Origin of the sequence: Leuconostoc citreum, assembly GCF_004354555.1 — a bacterium.
Classification (GTDB): Bacteria; Bacillota; Bacilli; order Lactobacillales; family Lactobacillaceae; genus Leuconostoc; species Leuconostoc citreum.
Genome location: NZ_PUFH01000005.1, coordinates 263,774 through 279,018, shown reverse-complemented (window position 1 = coordinate 279,018; position 15,245 = coordinate 263,774). Strand labels below are relative to the sequence as shown.

16 protein-coding genes and 1 pseudogene are annotated in these 15,245 nt (G+C 36.6%); 11 read left to right on the top strand and 6 right to left on the bottom strand.

Features of this window, described 5'->3' with window-relative positions:
• Window positions 1–53 precede the first annotated feature (53 nt).
• From C5L21_RS05750 to C5L21_RS09565, 8 genes are all read left to right on the top strand, one after another.
• Window positions 54–899, top strand: a complete 846-nt coding sequence (locus tag C5L21_RS05750; protein ID WP_040190209.1) for an aldo/keto reductase — start codon at window positions 54–56, stop codon at window positions 897–899.
• A gap of 122 nt (window positions 900–1,021) precedes the next feature.
• Complete coding sequence (locus C5L21_RS05745) at window positions 1,022–2,506, top strand: phytoene desaturase family protein (protein WP_085699042.1); 1,485 nt, start codon at window positions 1,022–1,024, stop codon at window positions 2,504–2,506.
• Window positions 2,506–3,393, top strand: coding sequence for a phytoene/squalene synthase family protein (locus C5L21_RS05740; RefSeq protein WP_040176881.1), 888 nt, complete (start codon window positions 2,506–2,508; stop codon window positions 3,391–3,393). Before C5L21_RS05745 ends, C5L21_RS05740 begins: the two co-directional genes overlap by 1 nt.
• 31 nt (window positions 3,394–3,424) lie before the next feature.
• Window positions 3,425–3,928 carry a pyrophosphohydrolase domain-containing protein gene (locus C5L21_RS05735; RefSeq protein WP_012305131.1) on the top strand — a complete coding sequence of 168 codons (504 nt, stop codon included), beginning with the start codon at window positions 3,425–3,427 and terminating at the stop codon, window positions 3,926–3,928.
• Window positions 3,929–4,024: 96 nt separating this feature from the next.
• A complete protein-coding gene (locus tag C5L21_RS09575; RefSeq protein WP_004901588.1) occupies window positions 4,025–4,150 on the top strand; it encodes a hypothetical protein in 126 nt (41 codons plus the stop codon).
• Between the two features lie 40 nt (window positions 4,151–4,190).
• The gene (locus C5L21_RS09570) at window positions 4,191–4,325 is read left to right on the top strand and encodes a hypothetical protein (RefSeq protein ID WP_004901585.1); all 135 of its coding nucleotides are present in this window, start codon (window positions 4,191–4,193) and stop codon (window positions 4,323–4,325) included.
• A 98-nt stretch (window positions 4,326–4,423) separates the two neighbouring features.
• Entirely contained in the window at window positions 4,424–4,672 is a 249-nt protein-coding gene (locus tag C5L21_RS05730; RefSeq protein ID WP_004901582.1) for a GlsB/YeaQ/YmgE family stress response membrane protein, read from the top strand.
• Window positions 4,673–4,742: 70 nt separating this feature from the next.
• The gene (locus C5L21_RS09565; protein WP_004901579.1) at window positions 4,743–4,868 is read left to right on the top strand and encodes a hypothetical protein; all 126 of its coding nucleotides are present in this window, start codon (window positions 4,743–4,745) and stop codon (window positions 4,866–4,868) included.
• A gap of 65 nt (window positions 4,869–4,933) precedes the next feature.
• Here C5L21_RS09565 and C5L21_RS05725 read toward each other — a convergent pair whose 3' ends face one another.
• Together C5L21_RS05725 and C5L21_RS05720 are read right to left on the bottom strand one after the other, a co-directional pair.
• The gene (locus C5L21_RS05725; RefSeq protein ID WP_040176890.1) at window positions 4,934–5,410 is read right to left on the bottom strand and encodes an MscL family protein; all 477 of its coding nucleotides are present in this window, start codon (window positions 5,408–5,410) and stop codon (window positions 4,934–4,936) included.
• 204 nt (window positions 5,411–5,614) lie between these two features.
• Window positions 5,615–6,331 carry a GntR family transcriptional regulator gene (locus C5L21_RS05720; protein WP_004906438.1) on the bottom strand — a complete coding sequence of 239 codons (717 nt, stop codon included), beginning with the start codon at window positions 6,329–6,331 and terminating at the stop codon, window positions 5,615–5,617.
• 168 nt (window positions 6,332–6,499) lie between these two features.
• On the opposite strand from C5L21_RS05720, the pseudogene C5L21_RS05715 reads away from it, so the two are divergent.
• The 3 genes and pseudogenes from C5L21_RS05715 (at window position 6,500) to C5L21_RS05705 (ending at window position 9,527) form a co-directional block, all read left to right on the top strand.
• Window positions 6,500–7,899: pseudogene (locus tag C5L21_RS05715) on the top strand (glycoside hydrolase family 1 protein).
• Complete coding sequence (locus C5L21_RS05710) at window positions 7,889–9,190, top strand: PTS sugar transporter subunit IIC (protein WP_085699046.1); 1,302 nt, start codon at window positions 7,889–7,891, stop codon at window positions 9,188–9,190. Before C5L21_RS05715 ends, C5L21_RS05710 begins: the two are co-directional and overlap by 11 nt.
• A 19-nt stretch (window positions 9,191–9,209) precedes the next feature.
• Complete coding sequence (locus C5L21_RS05705; RefSeq protein WP_085699048.1) at window positions 9,210–9,527, top strand: PTS sugar transporter subunit IIB; 318 nt, start codon at window positions 9,210–9,212, stop codon at window positions 9,525–9,527.
• Window positions 9,528–9,604: 77 nt separating this feature from the next.
• Here the strand turns inward: C5L21_RS05705 and C5L21_RS05700 are convergent, their stop codons facing one another.
• From C5L21_RS05700 to C5L21_RS05685, 4 genes are all read right to left on the bottom strand, one after another.
• The gene (locus C5L21_RS05700) at window positions 9,605–10,996 is read right to left on the bottom strand and encodes a glycoside-pentoside-hexuronide (GPH):cation symporter (protein ID WP_133286150.1); all 1,392 of its coding nucleotides are present in this window, start codon (window positions 10,994–10,996) and stop codon (window positions 9,605–9,607) included.
• 40 nt (window positions 10,997–11,036) lie between these two features.
• Window positions 11,037–12,737: an alpha-glucosidase gene (locus C5L21_RS05695; protein WP_085699050.1), complete on the bottom strand. Its 1,701-nt coding sequence runs from the start codon at window positions 12,735–12,737 to the stop codon at window positions 11,037–11,039.
• Window positions 12,738–12,986: 249 nt separating this feature from the next.
• Window positions 12,987–14,357 carry an FAD-dependent oxidoreductase gene (locus C5L21_RS05690; protein ID WP_085699052.1) on the bottom strand — a complete coding sequence of 457 codons (1,371 nt, stop codon included), beginning with the start codon at window positions 14,355–14,357 and terminating at the stop codon, window positions 12,987–12,989.
• Window positions 14,358–14,475: 118 nt separating this feature from the next.
• Entirely contained in the window at window positions 14,476–15,168 is a 693-nt protein-coding gene (locus C5L21_RS05685; protein WP_004903809.1) for a YjjG family noncanonical pyrimidine nucleotidase, read from the bottom strand.
• Window positions 15,169–15,245 lie beyond the last annotated feature (77 nt).

The window sequence follows — 15,245 nt, the reverse complement described above, 5'->3', positions numbered from 1 at the left end:
CAATCAAATCTTATGGTTAGCAGTTAAATTTGAAAAAGGAGAGACTAATTATTATGTGGCAAGAAGAACGATATGAACTTAATGACGGGCATTTTTTACCAAAAATTGGATTAGGCACATTTCAAGTTCGTGGGGCGCAAGGTGTTAACCAAATCCTTAATGCCATTCAAAGCGGCTACCGATTAATTGATACTTCTACAAATTACGATAGTGAAGGGGCAGTTGGTGAGGCTATTAGGCAGTCGGGCCTACCGCGTTCGGCGTTTTATGTGACCACAAAACTACCAGGTCAATATCATCATTTTGATGATGCATTGAAAATAATCGAAGAATCACTTTTACGTTTACGCTTGGATTATTTAGATTTGTATCTGATTCATTGGCCATTGCCGAAACGTGATAACTATATTGAAGCTTGGCAAGCACTTATTGAAGCTAAAAAAAGAGGTTTGGTCAGATCTATTGGGGTATCTAATTTTGAAAAAGCGCATTTAGATAAGATTATCAAAGCCACTGGTGTTGTACCAGCAGTCAATCAAAATGAAATTCATCCATACTGGCCACAAAAAGATTTGGTTGCAATCAATCAAAAGTACAATATTTTAACAGAAGCTTGGAGTCCTTTAGGACGTGGTAATCAGGCTGAATTATCGGAAGCAACGATCAACATACTTGCTGAAAAGTACAATAAAAATAATGGACAAATTATTATTAAGTGGCTATTACAACGAGGTATTTTGCCCGTTGTTAAATCTGCATCCCCACAAAATCAACGCGCCAATCTTAACGTTTTTGATTTTCAGTTAACAAGTGATGATATGAAACAACTGGATCAGCTTGGAAGAGCAGACGGTCGTGTTGATAACCAAGATCCCAAAACTTATGAAGAATTTGTTTAAGGTTTAGACAATTTGGAGACTTTGACAGTCTCTTTTTTATTTTTCCCGCATTGTCACAAAGCCAAAATAATTTTTAAAAGTTGAAGTAAGGTATAATGGTATATTGAAAAGGGGGAGATATAATGCAGAACATTTCAATAGTAGGCGCCGGTGTTGGTGGATTAACTACTGGTATCTATTTACAGAGTGAGGGTTACCAGGTCACGATTTATGAAAAAAATGATCATCCCGGTGGTAAAATGGATACCATTCAAGCCGATGGCTTTAAGTTTGATACTGGACCGACAATAGTTATGATGCCTGATATTTATAAAAAACCTTTTGCCGATACAGGGGTTAATTATGAAGATTATTTCACCATGATACGCGTTAATCCGTTTATGGATGTTTGGACGGATGGCGAAAAGATTCCCTTATCTTCTGATTTAGCCGACATCGCCAAGGTGTTTGAAGCACAAGGTGAAACTGAAATGCTAGGCTTTCTTAAATATTTAACAGATATTTATGGCAAATATATTAATGCTAAGAATAACTTTATTTATCAAAGTTTTCGTGGCCCACGCGATTTTTTTAATCTGAAAACACTTTGGCATGCGTACCAACTTAAAACATTTTCTTCGTCTTATGCTGCAATTAAAAAAAATATTTCAAGTACTAACTTACAGTATTTGATGTCGTTTCAAACGCTATATATTGGTATCTCACCATTTAACGGGCCGTCCATTTACAACATTATCCCGATGATTGAACTCATTTATGGCGTTTGGTTTATTAAAGGCGGCATGTTTCAATATGCTAAAGCCTTAGAAAAACGATTTATAGAGTTAGGCGGGCAAATTGTCTATCAAGCTGAAGTTCAAGAAATTGCGGTTTCTGATCAAAAGCATGTTACCGGGCTTAAAATTAATGAAGAATTTAAAACCGCTGATGCGGTAGTTGCTAATGCCGATTTCCCATACACAATGACAAACTTGTTAGGGGTAGCCGACAAGGCAAAAGGTAAATATAAGCAGGAAAAAATCGAAAAAATGGATTACTCAATGTCTTGTTTTTTGCTATATTTAGGCGTTGACAAAAAATATGATGAATTACGGCTACATACAATTAAAATGGCTAGTGACTTCGAGAAAAATGTTGCAGACATTGATCATGGCATACTACCTGAAGACCCTTCATTTTATGTTTACAATCCAAGTGTGATTGATGACACTTTTGCCCCAGATAATCAGTCAGCGCTTTATGTATTAGTACCAGTAGCTAATTTAAAAGAAAATAATAACTGGGATAAGGAACAGATTGATCTGTTTGCTGAGAAAATCATTGCTAAAGTTGAAAACGAGTTAGCGCTAGAAGGTTTATCGCGCCACATTATTTACAAAAATATTTACACACCTAAAACGTTTGAATCTAGATATAATAGTGCTTTTGGGTCAACATTTGGTTTAAAACCAACGCTTAAACAGAGTAATTACTTTAGACCACACAACAAACATGCTAAGATTGATAATCTTTATTTTGCTGGTGCTAGCGTCCACCCTGGTGCTGGTGTACCTATTGTCATTACTAGTGGCGAATTAGCGGCGAGGGAAGTGATGAAGGATAATTAATGAATACAAAAGCAAAAAAGCAAGCCATTGACTCAGTGTTAGTGCATTTATTAGATAGTCGACAGGCAATAAAAAAGAAATCATCGTCTTTTTACTTCGCCTTTTCAAGATTACCGCGTTATCAAGCGTTTAGTATCTTTGTTTTATATGATTTTTTGCGACAATTAGATGATGCTGCCGATACAGGAAACGCAGATGCTTTCAATGCGTTGGTCAATAGTTGGCAGACTGCAATGATTGCTCACGACATTATTGTGACCTCTCTTTCTACAATTGGCGAAAAAGTTGCTTACATATTCCATGTGTTTGATATAGATGCGCAAGATATGCTTGATATGATTGCTGGGCAAAAGTCAGATCTCAATCATGTCTCATTTGAAACTGTCCAAGAGCTTGAAGTCTATTGTTATCAAGTTGCTGGTACGGTAGGTTGTATGATTTACACCATTTTATCGGGAAAACCTATTCAAATGATGAAGCAAGATATTATCAACGTTGGCATAGCCTTGCAATTAACTAACATTATTAGAGATTTCCATGAAGATTTGTTGGCGCAGCGTTGTTTTATACCAAAATCGTTGTTACAATTCGATGCCGAGTTATCCAGCGAAGATATCATGCTGAAAAAAGAACAGGATATAAAAAAAGCATTACAACAGCTCAGTGACATTGCTATCAGTCACTATAACTGTAGTGCAAAAATAATAAAACATTTAGATAACAAAACATCGCAATTTGCCCTTGAATTGTCAATAGAAGTTTATAAAAAAATATTATTGAAAATGATAGCTAACAAATTTGAATTGTCAGACCAAAGAGTATTTGTCACACGAACTGAAAAAATAATGTTATTTCAAGCAATTGCGGTGAAATATATTGTGGCATAAACCATAACCTATTTTGTGGGGGGAACAACTAATGACCAATCAACTTTATAACCAAGCGCAAGCGTTTCACCGCTTTTTTGATGATCGAGAACCAGCCGCGCCAAAAAAATTACAGCAGGCTGACCTGATGAACCGAGTTGGTTTTATTTTGGAAGAACTAACTGAACTCGCAGTAAGTAATTGTGATAAAGAGGAGGAAATAGCGCAAACATTTCAAGAAATTAATCGACGTTTACTGGCTGCAAAAGAGAAAATTATGACTAAGGGAATGAACCAAAATGATGTCATTGTGCAACAAGCTGATTCACTTGGAGACATTATTTATTTATCATTTGGCAGTTATGTTTTAATGGGTGTTGATCCAACCGAAATATTAGATATTATACACAATGCGAACATGCAGAAATTATTTCCTGATGGTACAGTTCATCGTGATAAGGTCACTAATAAAGTTCTCAAGCCAGTGCGTTGGGCAGAGAAGTACGCACCAGAGAGACAGATTAAACAGGTAATCACTACGCAACGGCAGTCTTGATAGGTGACCAATATACAGCTTGTTTGAAAATAAGCGTTTAAAAGGGTATAATTAGGGCAAGGTTAGAAATACCAGAAGCAGAAAGAGGTGTTTATTATGAAAAAATTAAGAACCGGAACGGGATTTTGGAGTAAGTTATCACTTTTACTTGCTGTTGCACAACTGATGTTCAGTGTTTATCATGAAATTAAAGCGACACGCCCTAAAATTGAGAAAAAATAAGGGTGTATAACTAAAGTTAAGATTAATGGAGGAATAGTATATGCTGAAGTCTATTTTTAAATTTATGGTTGCCTCGAGCCTTATTGTTGGTGGAATTGTTGTGGCGGGAACTATTTTCACTGCAAAAAGTATTGATAAAGCTGGTGACAAGCTGGAAGACCAGATTCATGGTTAAACGCTATAAAATGATGAGATACATGCGTAATTGATTAAATCATCCTGTAGTAGTATAATGGATAATAGTTCTAAAAGGAACTAGAAAGTGAGGGTATTATGGGATTGATATGGACACTTATTGTTGGCGCAATTATCGGTGCTATTGCTGGTGCCATTACTAGTCGTGGTGCAGCCATGGGATGGGTTAGCAATATTGTTGCAGGATTAGTTGGTTCTTGGCTTGGCGAGCATTTACTAGGTGCATGGGGCCCAAGTCTTGCTGGTATGGCTCTAATTCCTTCGATAATCGGTGCGGTAATTCTGGTACTTATTGTTTCATGGATTACAAGCAAAACAAGTAAATAGTAGTTACCATAGTCGACAGGTTATAACTTGACTAAGCTGTTTGTACAGATATAAAAAGGAGAATAATCACATGACTAATAACGAAGAAGATATTGATGTAAAGAAGCAAAATAAAAAAGACGATCCAAACTCAACGGATAAGGAAGATGTGTTTGAACACAATCCGAAAAACGCTGATTATAAAAAAGCGGATTAATATTAATGTAACAAAAAAGCACAACGTTAGTCGTTGTGCTTTTTTGTTACATTAATGCAGACAAACTATCGGTCATTGCGTTTTTTTAATTGTTCAAGAATTTGGTGTTGAAGTGCAATTGTTTTTTCGTTTTGTTGCTGGAGTTTTAGTGCATCAGCGTGTGCTTGATTATATCCCCACTTATCAACTGAGTTGACAATTAAAGTATCATTGATAAATTTTATTGTATAAAAAACAATAAAAGCAATAAAAATCATCGTAATTAAACTATTAAAAAATGCACCAAAGGGTTTTGTGATGAAGGTATAGTTCATGACATGTGATTTTGAAAAAAGCCATAGATGTACAAAGGCTAATACACCAGAAACAGTGTTGACTAATTCCTTGACTGTTGCACCAAAACTATTACCAACAACAACTGAGATAACAAATGTTAACAGGTTTGGGGCAAAAAGAAATTGTTTGAATTGGCCAAAAGATTCAGTTGATTTATTGATGACTTGGTTCGTTTGTGCTTTAAAAAATTGTTGGGGATTTTTCATAATGTCCTCTTAGATAGATGTCATGATCTTAGTTACGTGCAAGATACTCGTAGTAACAATAAAAATGACCACCATATTCGATGGCCATTCATTAACATGTTTAAGAAAATTGCGCGCCTATTATACTTGTAGGCGATTTATACATACAATCGACCATTGCTACGGATTTATTATAACATAGCCAGTTTTTGATGTCATGTAACGTTAAACCATTGGCACTTTATTAAATACTACAATGCTTCCTTTATCATAGCGGTGACGTGTCTGTGCATATTCGAATATACGACCATCTTTTAAACTAACAGTTTGTGAGACTTGCAAAATAGGGTCGTGCGTTTCACAGTCAAGGTATTGGATATCGTCATTTTTCGTTTTGTCTGCACTTATTCGTCGAACAGCATTACCGATTTCGAGTCCTAAATCATGCTGGATAAAGGCAAAAATAGAACGCTCTGCAACTTCCTTAGTTAAATTTGAAATGACAGATAACGGCATGATAGATTTAGTTAATTCGTATGGATTATTATCTAATTTTCTTAAGCGGTAGATATCATACACAGGTATTGTACTTTCAATATGCAGTTTTTGACTTTCTTCATCTGTTGGCAGGCGAATTTCAAAGTGCAATACTTGTGTTGAAACAGTTGCTTTGCCAGCAAATAACTGTGTTGTACCACCATATTGAGATGAAATAATGTCTAGCGCTGAAGAATAAGTGGGCGAGACGTACGTACCACTACCTTGTTTCCTAATAATTAAGTTATCGTTAAAAAGAATGTCTAGTGCCTTCTGGATTGTGACGCGAGATGTATTAAATTCTAGTGCTAATTCAGCTTGTCTCGGTAATGCTTCGCCTGGTTGGTAATTACCTGCTTCGATGCGCTGACGTAATTTTTTTGCAACTTGTTGGTATAAGCTCATACTGGAAATCCTTTTTCTAGTTAATCAACACTATAATACCATATTTTATATAGATAAATATATATTCTTATGTTGTAAATATAAATATATAATTTGTATTGACAAATTATATAAAAGCGAGATAATACGTGTATAAGTTACTTATTTTTTATGCGGAGGTTATGTTTTATGGTAAAAAAACGGTTTTTATGGGGTAATTCGGTTTCAAGTATGCAAACCGAAGGCGCTTGGAATATAGCGGGAAAGGGACCATCAGTTTACGATATTAAGCAAGCTAGTCAGGAACAAAGCGACTTTAAGATTGCAATTGATTCGTACCACAAGTATAAAGAAGATTTTGTTTTGATGAAGCATGCCGGAATGAATGCTTATAGATTTCAAATCTCTTGGTCACGTGTTATCCCAGATGGTGATGGCGCTGTTAATGAACAAGGACTAAAATTCTATGAACAATTTATTGATGACTTAATAGCCCAAGATATTACACCAATTGTTTGCTTATATCATTTTGATATGCCGCTATCGCTAGCGCAAAGATTTAATGGACTTATCAGTGATCATGTCAGAGAAGCTTTTGTACGATTTGCCAAAATTGTAATTGATAAATTTGCTAAAAAGGTGCCTTACTGGATTCCGATTAATGAACAAAATTGTATGACCTTTGCAGAAGGGTTTGGCAATTCGGGTTATTTGGTCGGGGAACAAACGCTTACTGAGCTGTACAAATAGCCAACAACTCGCTCATTGCTTATGTTGAAATTGCTGATTATATACATCACTTTTCGAACCTTAAAGTTGGTGGGATGGTTGCCTATCAAGAAATGTATCCAGCATCTCAACTACCTAACGATGTGATGTATACACGTAAAGCAATGGAATTTATAAATGAAGATTTTCTCAGTTTTTTTGCTACAGGTAAACGTTCACCAGAAGTGATCAAGTATATGCAAAAACATGGTTTCACGCAACTGCTTGATGAATTGGAACAAGCTGCGTTGAACTATCCCAATATAACCAGCGACTTTCTAGCTTTCAGTTATTATTATAGTTTGGTTATTGATAGTAACTTAATCGATAACAAGCGTGCACCAAATACATTTATGTCAGATGGGCATATTGCTAACGTCAACCTAAAGACGTCTGATTTTGGTTGGCAAATTGATGCAATAGGCTTTAGAAATACAATTACAAAAATGCATAATCGCTATAATTTACCAATTTTAGCTGCAGAAAATGGTATTGGTGCGATTGAACATTACGATGGCAAAAACATGATTAACGATGATTACCGTATAGCATATCATCAAGAGCATATTAACGAAATGTGTAAAGCCATTGAGATAGATGGCGCAAATGTTATTGGGTATTTAGGTTGGGGATTAATTGATATTCCAAGTTCAAAAGGGAATGTTGAAAAAAGGTATGGTCTAGTCTATGTTAATCGTACAAATAAAGATACAAAAGATCTCAAACGCATTCCTAAAAAAAGTTATTTTTGGTTTAAAAAGTTCATAGCTGAAAAAGATACTCAGCTGAGTCAGAAAGGAGAAGTGTATAATGACGACTAAAAATCTTTGGCAACGCTTCATAGAAAGGTTCACGCAAATTTCTATCAAAGTGGGAAATCAAATTTATCTAAGATCCTTAAGGGACGCTTTTGCGATGATTATGCCTTTATTTATTTTGGCCGGTTTAGGTGTATTGATTAACAATGTGTTTTTTCCACTATTCTTAAAGGGCAGTTTATTAACAAATTACCAAACTTTTGGAAATCTGATAGTTAATGGTACGCTAAATATAGCTGGACTACTGATTGCACCAGTTGTTGCTTATTGTCTAGCACAAAATCGTAATTACAAAAATGCATTAGGTACAGCAATTGTTGCATTAGCTGGTTTAATTGTCGTGATGCCGACAACGATACAAGCGTTACCAGTGGGGACAAAGAAACTAGTTGATATATCAGGTTTCTTGTCTTATAGTAATATTGGTGTGACAGGTATGTTTGCAGGCATTATTATTGGTTTATTTGCCGCTGAATTATTTATCAAGCTGTCTAGGATTGAAAAAATAAAAATTAATCTTGGCGAAAACGTACCACCAGCAGTTAGTGCCTCTTTTCTCACGTTGATTCCAACCATAGTTGTTATTGCAATCTTGGCCATTATTTCTGCAGTCTTACTGGTTGTGTTTCATACTGATCTTATCAAGCTGATTACAACGATTATTCAAGAACCTTTACGACGCGTAAATACCAGTCTGCCTGGCTTTTTATTAATTTACACAGTGGGTAATCTACTATTTGGATTTGGCATACATCAGGCTGTAATAAATGGGACGTTATTGGATCCGGTACTATTGATTAATACAAATAAAAATATGCAGGCTTTCGCAGCCGGGGATCATGTACCATATATTATTACCAGTGTTTTCAGAGATACGTTTGGTATGATGGGTGGGACTGGTAGTACCTTGTGTTTATTAGTTGTTACGTTCATATTCTCGCGAGTCAAAGCAAGTCGAGAAGTTACTAAACTGTCCATAGTCCCTGGTATTTTTAATATTAACGAGCCAGTTATTTATGGGTATCCTATTGTTTTTAATATTCCACTACTCATTCCATTCGTTTTAACACCAATTATTTCGTTGTTAATTGCCTATTCTGCTACTGTCCTTGGTCTAATGAATAAAACGGTGGTATTAGTGCCATGGACGACACCGCCGTTGCTTAATGGCTTTTTGGCAACTGGTGGCGATTGGCGAGCCATTGTTGTTCAAGTTATTAGTTTTACCGTTGGAGTCTTGTTTTATATACCATTTATGAAGATAAGCGAGGCTGTTTTGGCCAAGCAACGTTAAGAAATAGAAGTAGACTATTATGTCAAAAAAAACAATTATGCTATGTTGCGCAGCTGGTATGAGTACCAGTTTACTTGTGAGTAAAATGAAGAAATCAGCTGAAACGTTAAAAGTTGATGTTGATATTTTTGCGACGGCTGTTTCTGGTTTTGACCAAGAACTGGCTAGTCGACAGGTCGACTGTGTGATGTTAGGACCACAAGTTAGTTATATGGCGGATGACTTTAAAGCAAAGTTATCAGAACGAAACATTCCTTTGGTTGTAATCAGTATGCAAGATTATGGTCTGATGAATGGTGAACGCGTTTTGAAACAAGCACTCGATTTGTTGAATTAACTTGTTACCATACCATTGTGTTACAAAAAATATAACACAAACAAAAAAACGCCAAAATGGCGTTTTTTTGTTTGTGACTACATTGAATATTCATCGTTTTCACGCTGATGTTTAATTGCTAAATCTTGATTCATCTGCTTTTCTTTCTCTGCAGTTAAATTAAAAAAAACGACAAGCATAAATCCAATAAAGAGAGCGATGAGAGGAATCCAAACGTAATTAAATTCGATACTCAACAGCGAAGAGGCACTTTGCGTCTTATTTGGAACATATTGTCCCAGTGCTAAAAGCCAACCTGTGATTGCGCCACCTAATCCCATACCAAATTTAGCGGTAAAACTGGAGGCTGAAGTGACAATACCTTCTGCACGTACGCCGTTTTTCCATTCGCCGTAATCAACAGCATCAGATAACAATACCGCTGGTAGTGCACCCACAAAGCCATTACCAAAATTACCGACGATTATACCAATAATAACAATTGGAATATTTAACATATGGGCGCCAATGCCTAGAATGGCTTGACCAATAATGCCAATAAATAACCCAGCCAGCATGGTATTCTTCTTGCCTAATTTGCCAACCACATATGGCGTTAAGAAAACCGAAATGATACCTGCTGCATTAAAGAATAGCGCTAACGGAATTAAACCTGGGGCGTTTAGATTATACTTGAAGAAGTACATCGTTACCTGTCCCTTAGCACTCATGCCAATCCAATAAATAAAAATTTCCAAAACAACAATTAACCAAGGCCAATTTCTTTTTAGTGCTTTTAAAGACTCTTTAATTGGCAAAGCTTGTTGCGATGAACGTGTCTGAACGTGTTCTCTTAAGTTGAAAAACGCGACTAGATAGAGTACAAAGAATACTGAGGCGCCTAGTACAGCTACCCAGAAAAAACCGCGGCTTTGATCTTTACCACCAATCAGTGTAACTAAGGGTAAGGCAATAACGGATATTAAAGTACCACCAAAGTTAGAGAACAACGAACGGATTGTTGATAGTAAAACACGTTCTTTTGGATCAGTTGTCATACTTGGTAAAATTGATGTTAATGGAATATTGATGGCTGAATATAAAACGTCTACACCAATATAGGTGACATAGGCCCAGACAATTTTCCAAGTCATGGGTAAGTCGGGCGTTGTGAAGCAAAGAATGGAGAAAAAAGTGAAGGGGGCATTAAACCACAAAAAATAAGGTCGACTTTTCCCCCATCTTGTGTGTGTATGATCAATTAAAATCCCCCAAATTGGGCCGTCAATAGCATCAATAACGCGGGCTACGAGCATTAAAGTACCGACGGCACTAGCTGTAATACCGAATACATCAGTATAAAAATACATTAAATAGGTGCCAACAAGGTTAAAGCTAAAGCTACAAGCAAAATCACTAATACCATAGCTTAGACGCTCATTCCAAGGTAGCTTGCCGCTATTTTGTTCAATACTTACATTACTTGCCATAATAATAACCTTCTTTATTCATTAATTTTCTATGGAAACATTAAGCGTTCGGGGCATATTGATAAACTTTAACTTCGTATGGACGGATTATATCTAACAAATCATCATGATAATTTTGAATGAGACACTTATAATGTTTTGGTAAATCAAAGTGCCGGTTGACCGTTTTGTCGGTGAAATTAGCAATGATGAGTAATACCATGTCACTGTTTTGTCGCGTATAGGCAAAAATGTGATCATCTGTTTCATTATTTGCTACAAGATCAAATCGGCCATTTGTGATGACAGGCAATTTGTGACGTAAGGCAATGAGTTGTTGGTAAAAATAAAAGATGGAATTTTGATTTTCAAGGGCGGCCTCGGCATTAATGGTTTTATAATTAGGATTAACTTCTAACCAAGGTTTATGCGCGCTGAATCCAGCATATAACTGGTTACCCCATTGCATAGGCGTTCTTGCATTGTCGCGAGAATGTACGCGAAGATAATCTAGCATGTCATTTGAGGTTGCCAAACCTTTTTCTAGCACGGTAGTACGGTATAGGTTGATTGCTTCAACATCACGATATTGTGAAATATCTTGAAAGTTATCATTATTGGTCATGCCAAGTTCTTCACCTTGATAAATATACGGTGTGCCTTGCATGAAATGGAGGAGTGCTGCCAGCATTTTAGCTGATAAGTCGCGAAATTCCGGAGCTTTATTGCCAAACCAGGATACAGCCCTTGGCTGATCATGGTTACTCCAATACAAACTAGTCCAAGCACTACCAGCAAAGGCCTTTTGCCATTTTACGAGACTCTTTCTGATGTCATGCAACGTTGGTTTGTATCCGGAAAATTGTCCTAAAGCTGCATTTGAGTTGCCATCATAGCCAACATGTTCAAATTGAAAAAGCATGTTCAGTTCGTTTCCATCCAAACTTGCATACCTTTTTGCTTCATCAGTCGTGACACCAGTTGTTTCTCCAACCGTCATCCAATGATGCTTTGAGAGCACTTTTTGGTTCATTTCTTGAATATACTGATGGACACGTGGACCGTTAGAAACTACTACGCCTGGGTTACCGTAGGTATCATTTTCTTCGACTGGGGCATCAGGTAAATTCTTAGGTTTAGAAATCAGTGAAATGACATCCATTCTAAATCCGTCGATACCTTTGTCTGCCCACCAATTCATCATTGCAAAAATAGATTCTCTAACATCAGGATTATCCCAGTTTAAATCAGGTTGTTCTTTTGTGAATAAATGCAAGTAATATTGACCAGTAGGCTCATCATACGTCCATGCAGGACCCGAAAAAAAAGAGCCCCAATTATTTGGTTCGTGTCCGTTTACTGGGTCTCGCCAAACATAATAATCACGATATTTGTTTGTTGCTGACTTGCTGACCATACTTTTTTGGAACCACTCATGTTGAGATGACGTGTGATTCACTACTAAGTCCATAATGATTTTCACATCTAGATGATGGGCTTCGCTAATTAACGACTCAAAGTCAGACATCGTACCCAGTTGCGGATTGATACTTTGATAATCAGAAATATCATAGCCGCCATCAATATCCGGTGTTTGATAGATAGGGTTTAGCCAAATGACATCAACACCTAATGCTTTGATATAGGGTAAACGATTAATAATACCTTGTATATCTCCGACGCCATCGTTATTGCTATCTTGAAAACTTTTTGGATAAATTTGATAGACAACAGCCTTTTGCCACCACTTATCATAAGTCATAATAGGTTACTCCTTTTGTTAGTTCGTGCGTATTCGATGCTTTAAATAACTAGCTGTAGGATAAATAAATATCACATACTAAATGGAACGTTCCAAGTTATGCCACAATTATATAGCTTAAAATAATAAAATGCAAGCGCTTACATTTTATTATTTATCATTTATTGGCAATTGATGTATACAAAAAAGTGATTACCATTGTTGGTAATCACTTCTAAAATCTTTAGCGTAATCGTATTGTTTTACATTTTAAAAAGCTGGTTCTCCGAGGGCATGTTGTGCTGCTAAGTTGAGTAGACTCCATTGACGGTCAAATTCTGGTTGAAAGAAAAAGTCTGCTTCAGCTAAATCTTCTAAGCGGAGATGATGTTGAATAGCTAGCGCAATGACATTGCCCTGGGCAGTAATGTCATAAGTAGAGAGAACTGCGCCGCCCAAAAGACGATGAGTTTGTGGCTCATAATCTAAGGTGACATAGACATCACAGTTTCCTTTACTTTTGGGCACATAATTTGGTCTTAATTGATCTTGATAATATGCACTCCGCAATGTTACGTTAGCCTTTTCTGCTGTAGTTGTATTTAAACCGGCCGTGGCAAATTTATAATTAAAGACACTCAATGCAGATGATCCCACAACACCATTAAAAGGTAATGCAGGTTGATTTTCAAACAAGTGGGTAATCACATAACGTACCTGACGACGAACGACTGATGCCAAAGCAATAGGTAATTTAGTTTGTGCAGGTATCGAGTAGGAGAGAACAGCATCTCCAACAGCATATACATCTGATACATTCGTGCGTAAATACTCATCAGTCTTAATCCAGCCACGATTATCAAGTGCAACAACGCCATCTAACCAACTTGTATTTGGTTGAACACCAACAGCTTGAATGACCAGATCTGTCGGATAATTATTGTTGTTGGTCTTAACAGCAGTGACTTTATCTTGACCTTCAAAACTTTGAATGTTGGCGCCAGTAACAACGGTCACACCATTATCTTTTAGTTCCTTTTCTATGATGGTTGTTAGCGGTGCATTTAAATAGTTACCCAAAGGACGATCGATGACATCTATGAGTGTCACGTTTTTACCTGCTTTGACGCTTGCTTCTACAGCCTCAATGCCAATATAACCAGCACCAACCACTGTAATGTTTTGAACTGAGGGATCTTCCAATTTGGCTTTTATTTTTGTCGCCCAATCTTTGCCACGCATTAAATAAACGTTTTCAAGTGTACTACCGGCAACTGGCAATCGTTTAGGTGTAACGCCAGAACTTAGTATCAACTTGTCATAATCATATTCTTGTGTTTGATTAGCCGTTGTGTCCCTGACTGTTACAGTTTTCTGTTGTGTATTGATTGCGATGACTTCGCTGTTATTATAAATTTCTGCACCGAGGTGACTGATATTTTCCGGACTGAAATTGCGAACATCATTGACGTTAGTTACACTATCTTCCAGATAAAGTTCCATCCCACATGACATGAATGACACAAAATCTCCGGCTTCAAATAACTTAATATCAAGCTCAGGATATTGACGCGTTAACTCTAAAATAGCTTGGTGTCCACCGTGTGAAGCACCAACTACAATAACTTTTGTCTTTGACATCTTATGTCCTCCTTAACATCATTGTAAAACAGTTGCGCTTGTAATGAAAGTTTCGAATAACTGCAGCATATTTGCGGTATGAAAAACCCGTAACAAAAGACTTTTATAAATTCTAAGGTTAAGACATGTTTTGCGTAATGATTGTCAACATATCATGATAGTTTTGCGCAACATAATCAGGCTGAATCGTAGTACTTGATTGTTCATTACGTGGATTAAACCATATGTTTGGTAATGCAGCATTTACTGCCCCTTGTATATCTGCAGATAAACGATCACCAACCATGACAGTATTATTTCGGGTTATATGATGCCCATGTTTTAATATATGGGTAAAGAATTGTGGATTAGGCTTGTTATAACCGATTTCTTCTGAGATGAAAACATCATCAAAATAGGGCATTAAACCTGCACCTTGCAACCGCGCATATTGTGTTTTGGCAACGCCATTTGTGCCAACGATAAGTTGATAGTTTTGTTGTTTCAGGCTATCAAGCAACTCTATAGCTCCTGGGATAACATGATAATTTTGGTTTAGTTTAGCGCGATAAGTTTTTTCTAATTGCCCACCGTCAGCTGATATACCGAATTGGGCAAGTGTGTCTGAAAATCTGGTGTTAAGTAATGGTTGTGCTGGATGCCCATTTTCAATTTGGAGCCATACTTGTGTGTTTATTTTGTTATAGGTTTGGAAAACCTTGTCTAAATCTTTGATCCCTTGGGCAATAAAAATGTCACGTAACCCTTCATATTCACCACGTTTAAAATCTAAAAGGGTGTCATCCAAATCAAATATAATATTTTTAAGCATCGTTATTATAGCTCCTGTTCAATCGTTCAATCTTTTTGCTAGTACAAGTAAGTATACTGAATATGTTAAAATAACAA

Coding starts and splice junctions, on each gene's coding strand:
- C5L21_RS05750 (WP_040190209.1), top strand. CDS start 54: ATGTGGCAAGAAGAACGATATGAACTTAATGACGGGCATTTTTTACCA.
- C5L21_RS05745 (WP_085699042.1), top strand. CDS start 1,022: ATGCAGAACATTTCAATAGTAGGCGCCGGTGTTGGTGGATTAACTACT.
- C5L21_RS05740 (WP_040176881.1), top strand. CDS start 2,506: ATGAATACAAAAGCAAAAAAGCAAGCCATTGACTCAGTGTTAGTGCAT.
- C5L21_RS05735 (WP_012305131.1), top strand. CDS start 3,425: ATGACCAATCAACTTTATAACCAAGCGCAAGCGTTTCACCGCTTTTTT.
- C5L21_RS09575 (WP_004901588.1), top strand. CDS start 4,025: ATGAAAAAATTAAGAACCGGAACGGGATTTTGGAGTAAGTTATCACTT.
- C5L21_RS09570 (WP_004901585.1), top strand. CDS start 4,191: ATGCTGAAGTCTATTTTTAAATTTATGGTTGCCTCGAGCCTTATTGTT.
- C5L21_RS05730 (WP_004901582.1), top strand. CDS start 4,424: ATGGGATTGATATGGACACTTATTGTTGGCGCAATTATCGGTGCTATT.
- C5L21_RS09565 (WP_004901579.1), top strand. CDS start 4,743: ATGACTAATAACGAAGAAGATATTGATGTAAAGAAGCAAAATAAAAAA.
- C5L21_RS05725 (WP_040176890.1), bottom strand. CDS start 5,410: ATGAAAAATCCCCAACAATTTTTTAAAGCACAAACGAACCAAGTCATC.
- C5L21_RS05720 (WP_004906438.1), bottom strand. CDS start 6,331: ATGAGCTTATACCAACAAGTTGCAAAAAAATTACGTCAGCGCATCGAA.
- C5L21_RS05710 (WP_085699046.1), top strand. CDS start 7,889: ATGACGACTAAAAATCTTTGGCAACGCTTCATAGAAAGGTTCACGCAA.
- C5L21_RS05705 (WP_085699048.1), top strand. CDS start 9,210: ATGTCAAAAAAAACAATTATGCTATGTTGCGCAGCTGGTATGAGTACC.
- C5L21_RS05700 (WP_133286150.1), bottom strand. CDS start 10,996: ATGGCAAGTAATGTAAGTATTGAACAAAATAGCGGCAAGCTACCTTGG.
- C5L21_RS05695 (WP_085699050.1), bottom strand. CDS start 12,737: ATGACTTATGATAAGTGGTGGCAAAAGGCTGTTGTCTATCAAATTTAT.
- C5L21_RS05690 (WP_085699052.1), bottom strand. CDS start 14,357: ATGTCAAAGACAAAAGTTATTGTAGTTGGTGCTTCACACGGTGGACAC.
- C5L21_RS05685 (WP_004903809.1), bottom strand. CDS start 15,168: ATGCTTAAAAATATTATATTTGATTTGGATGACACCCTTTTAGATTTT.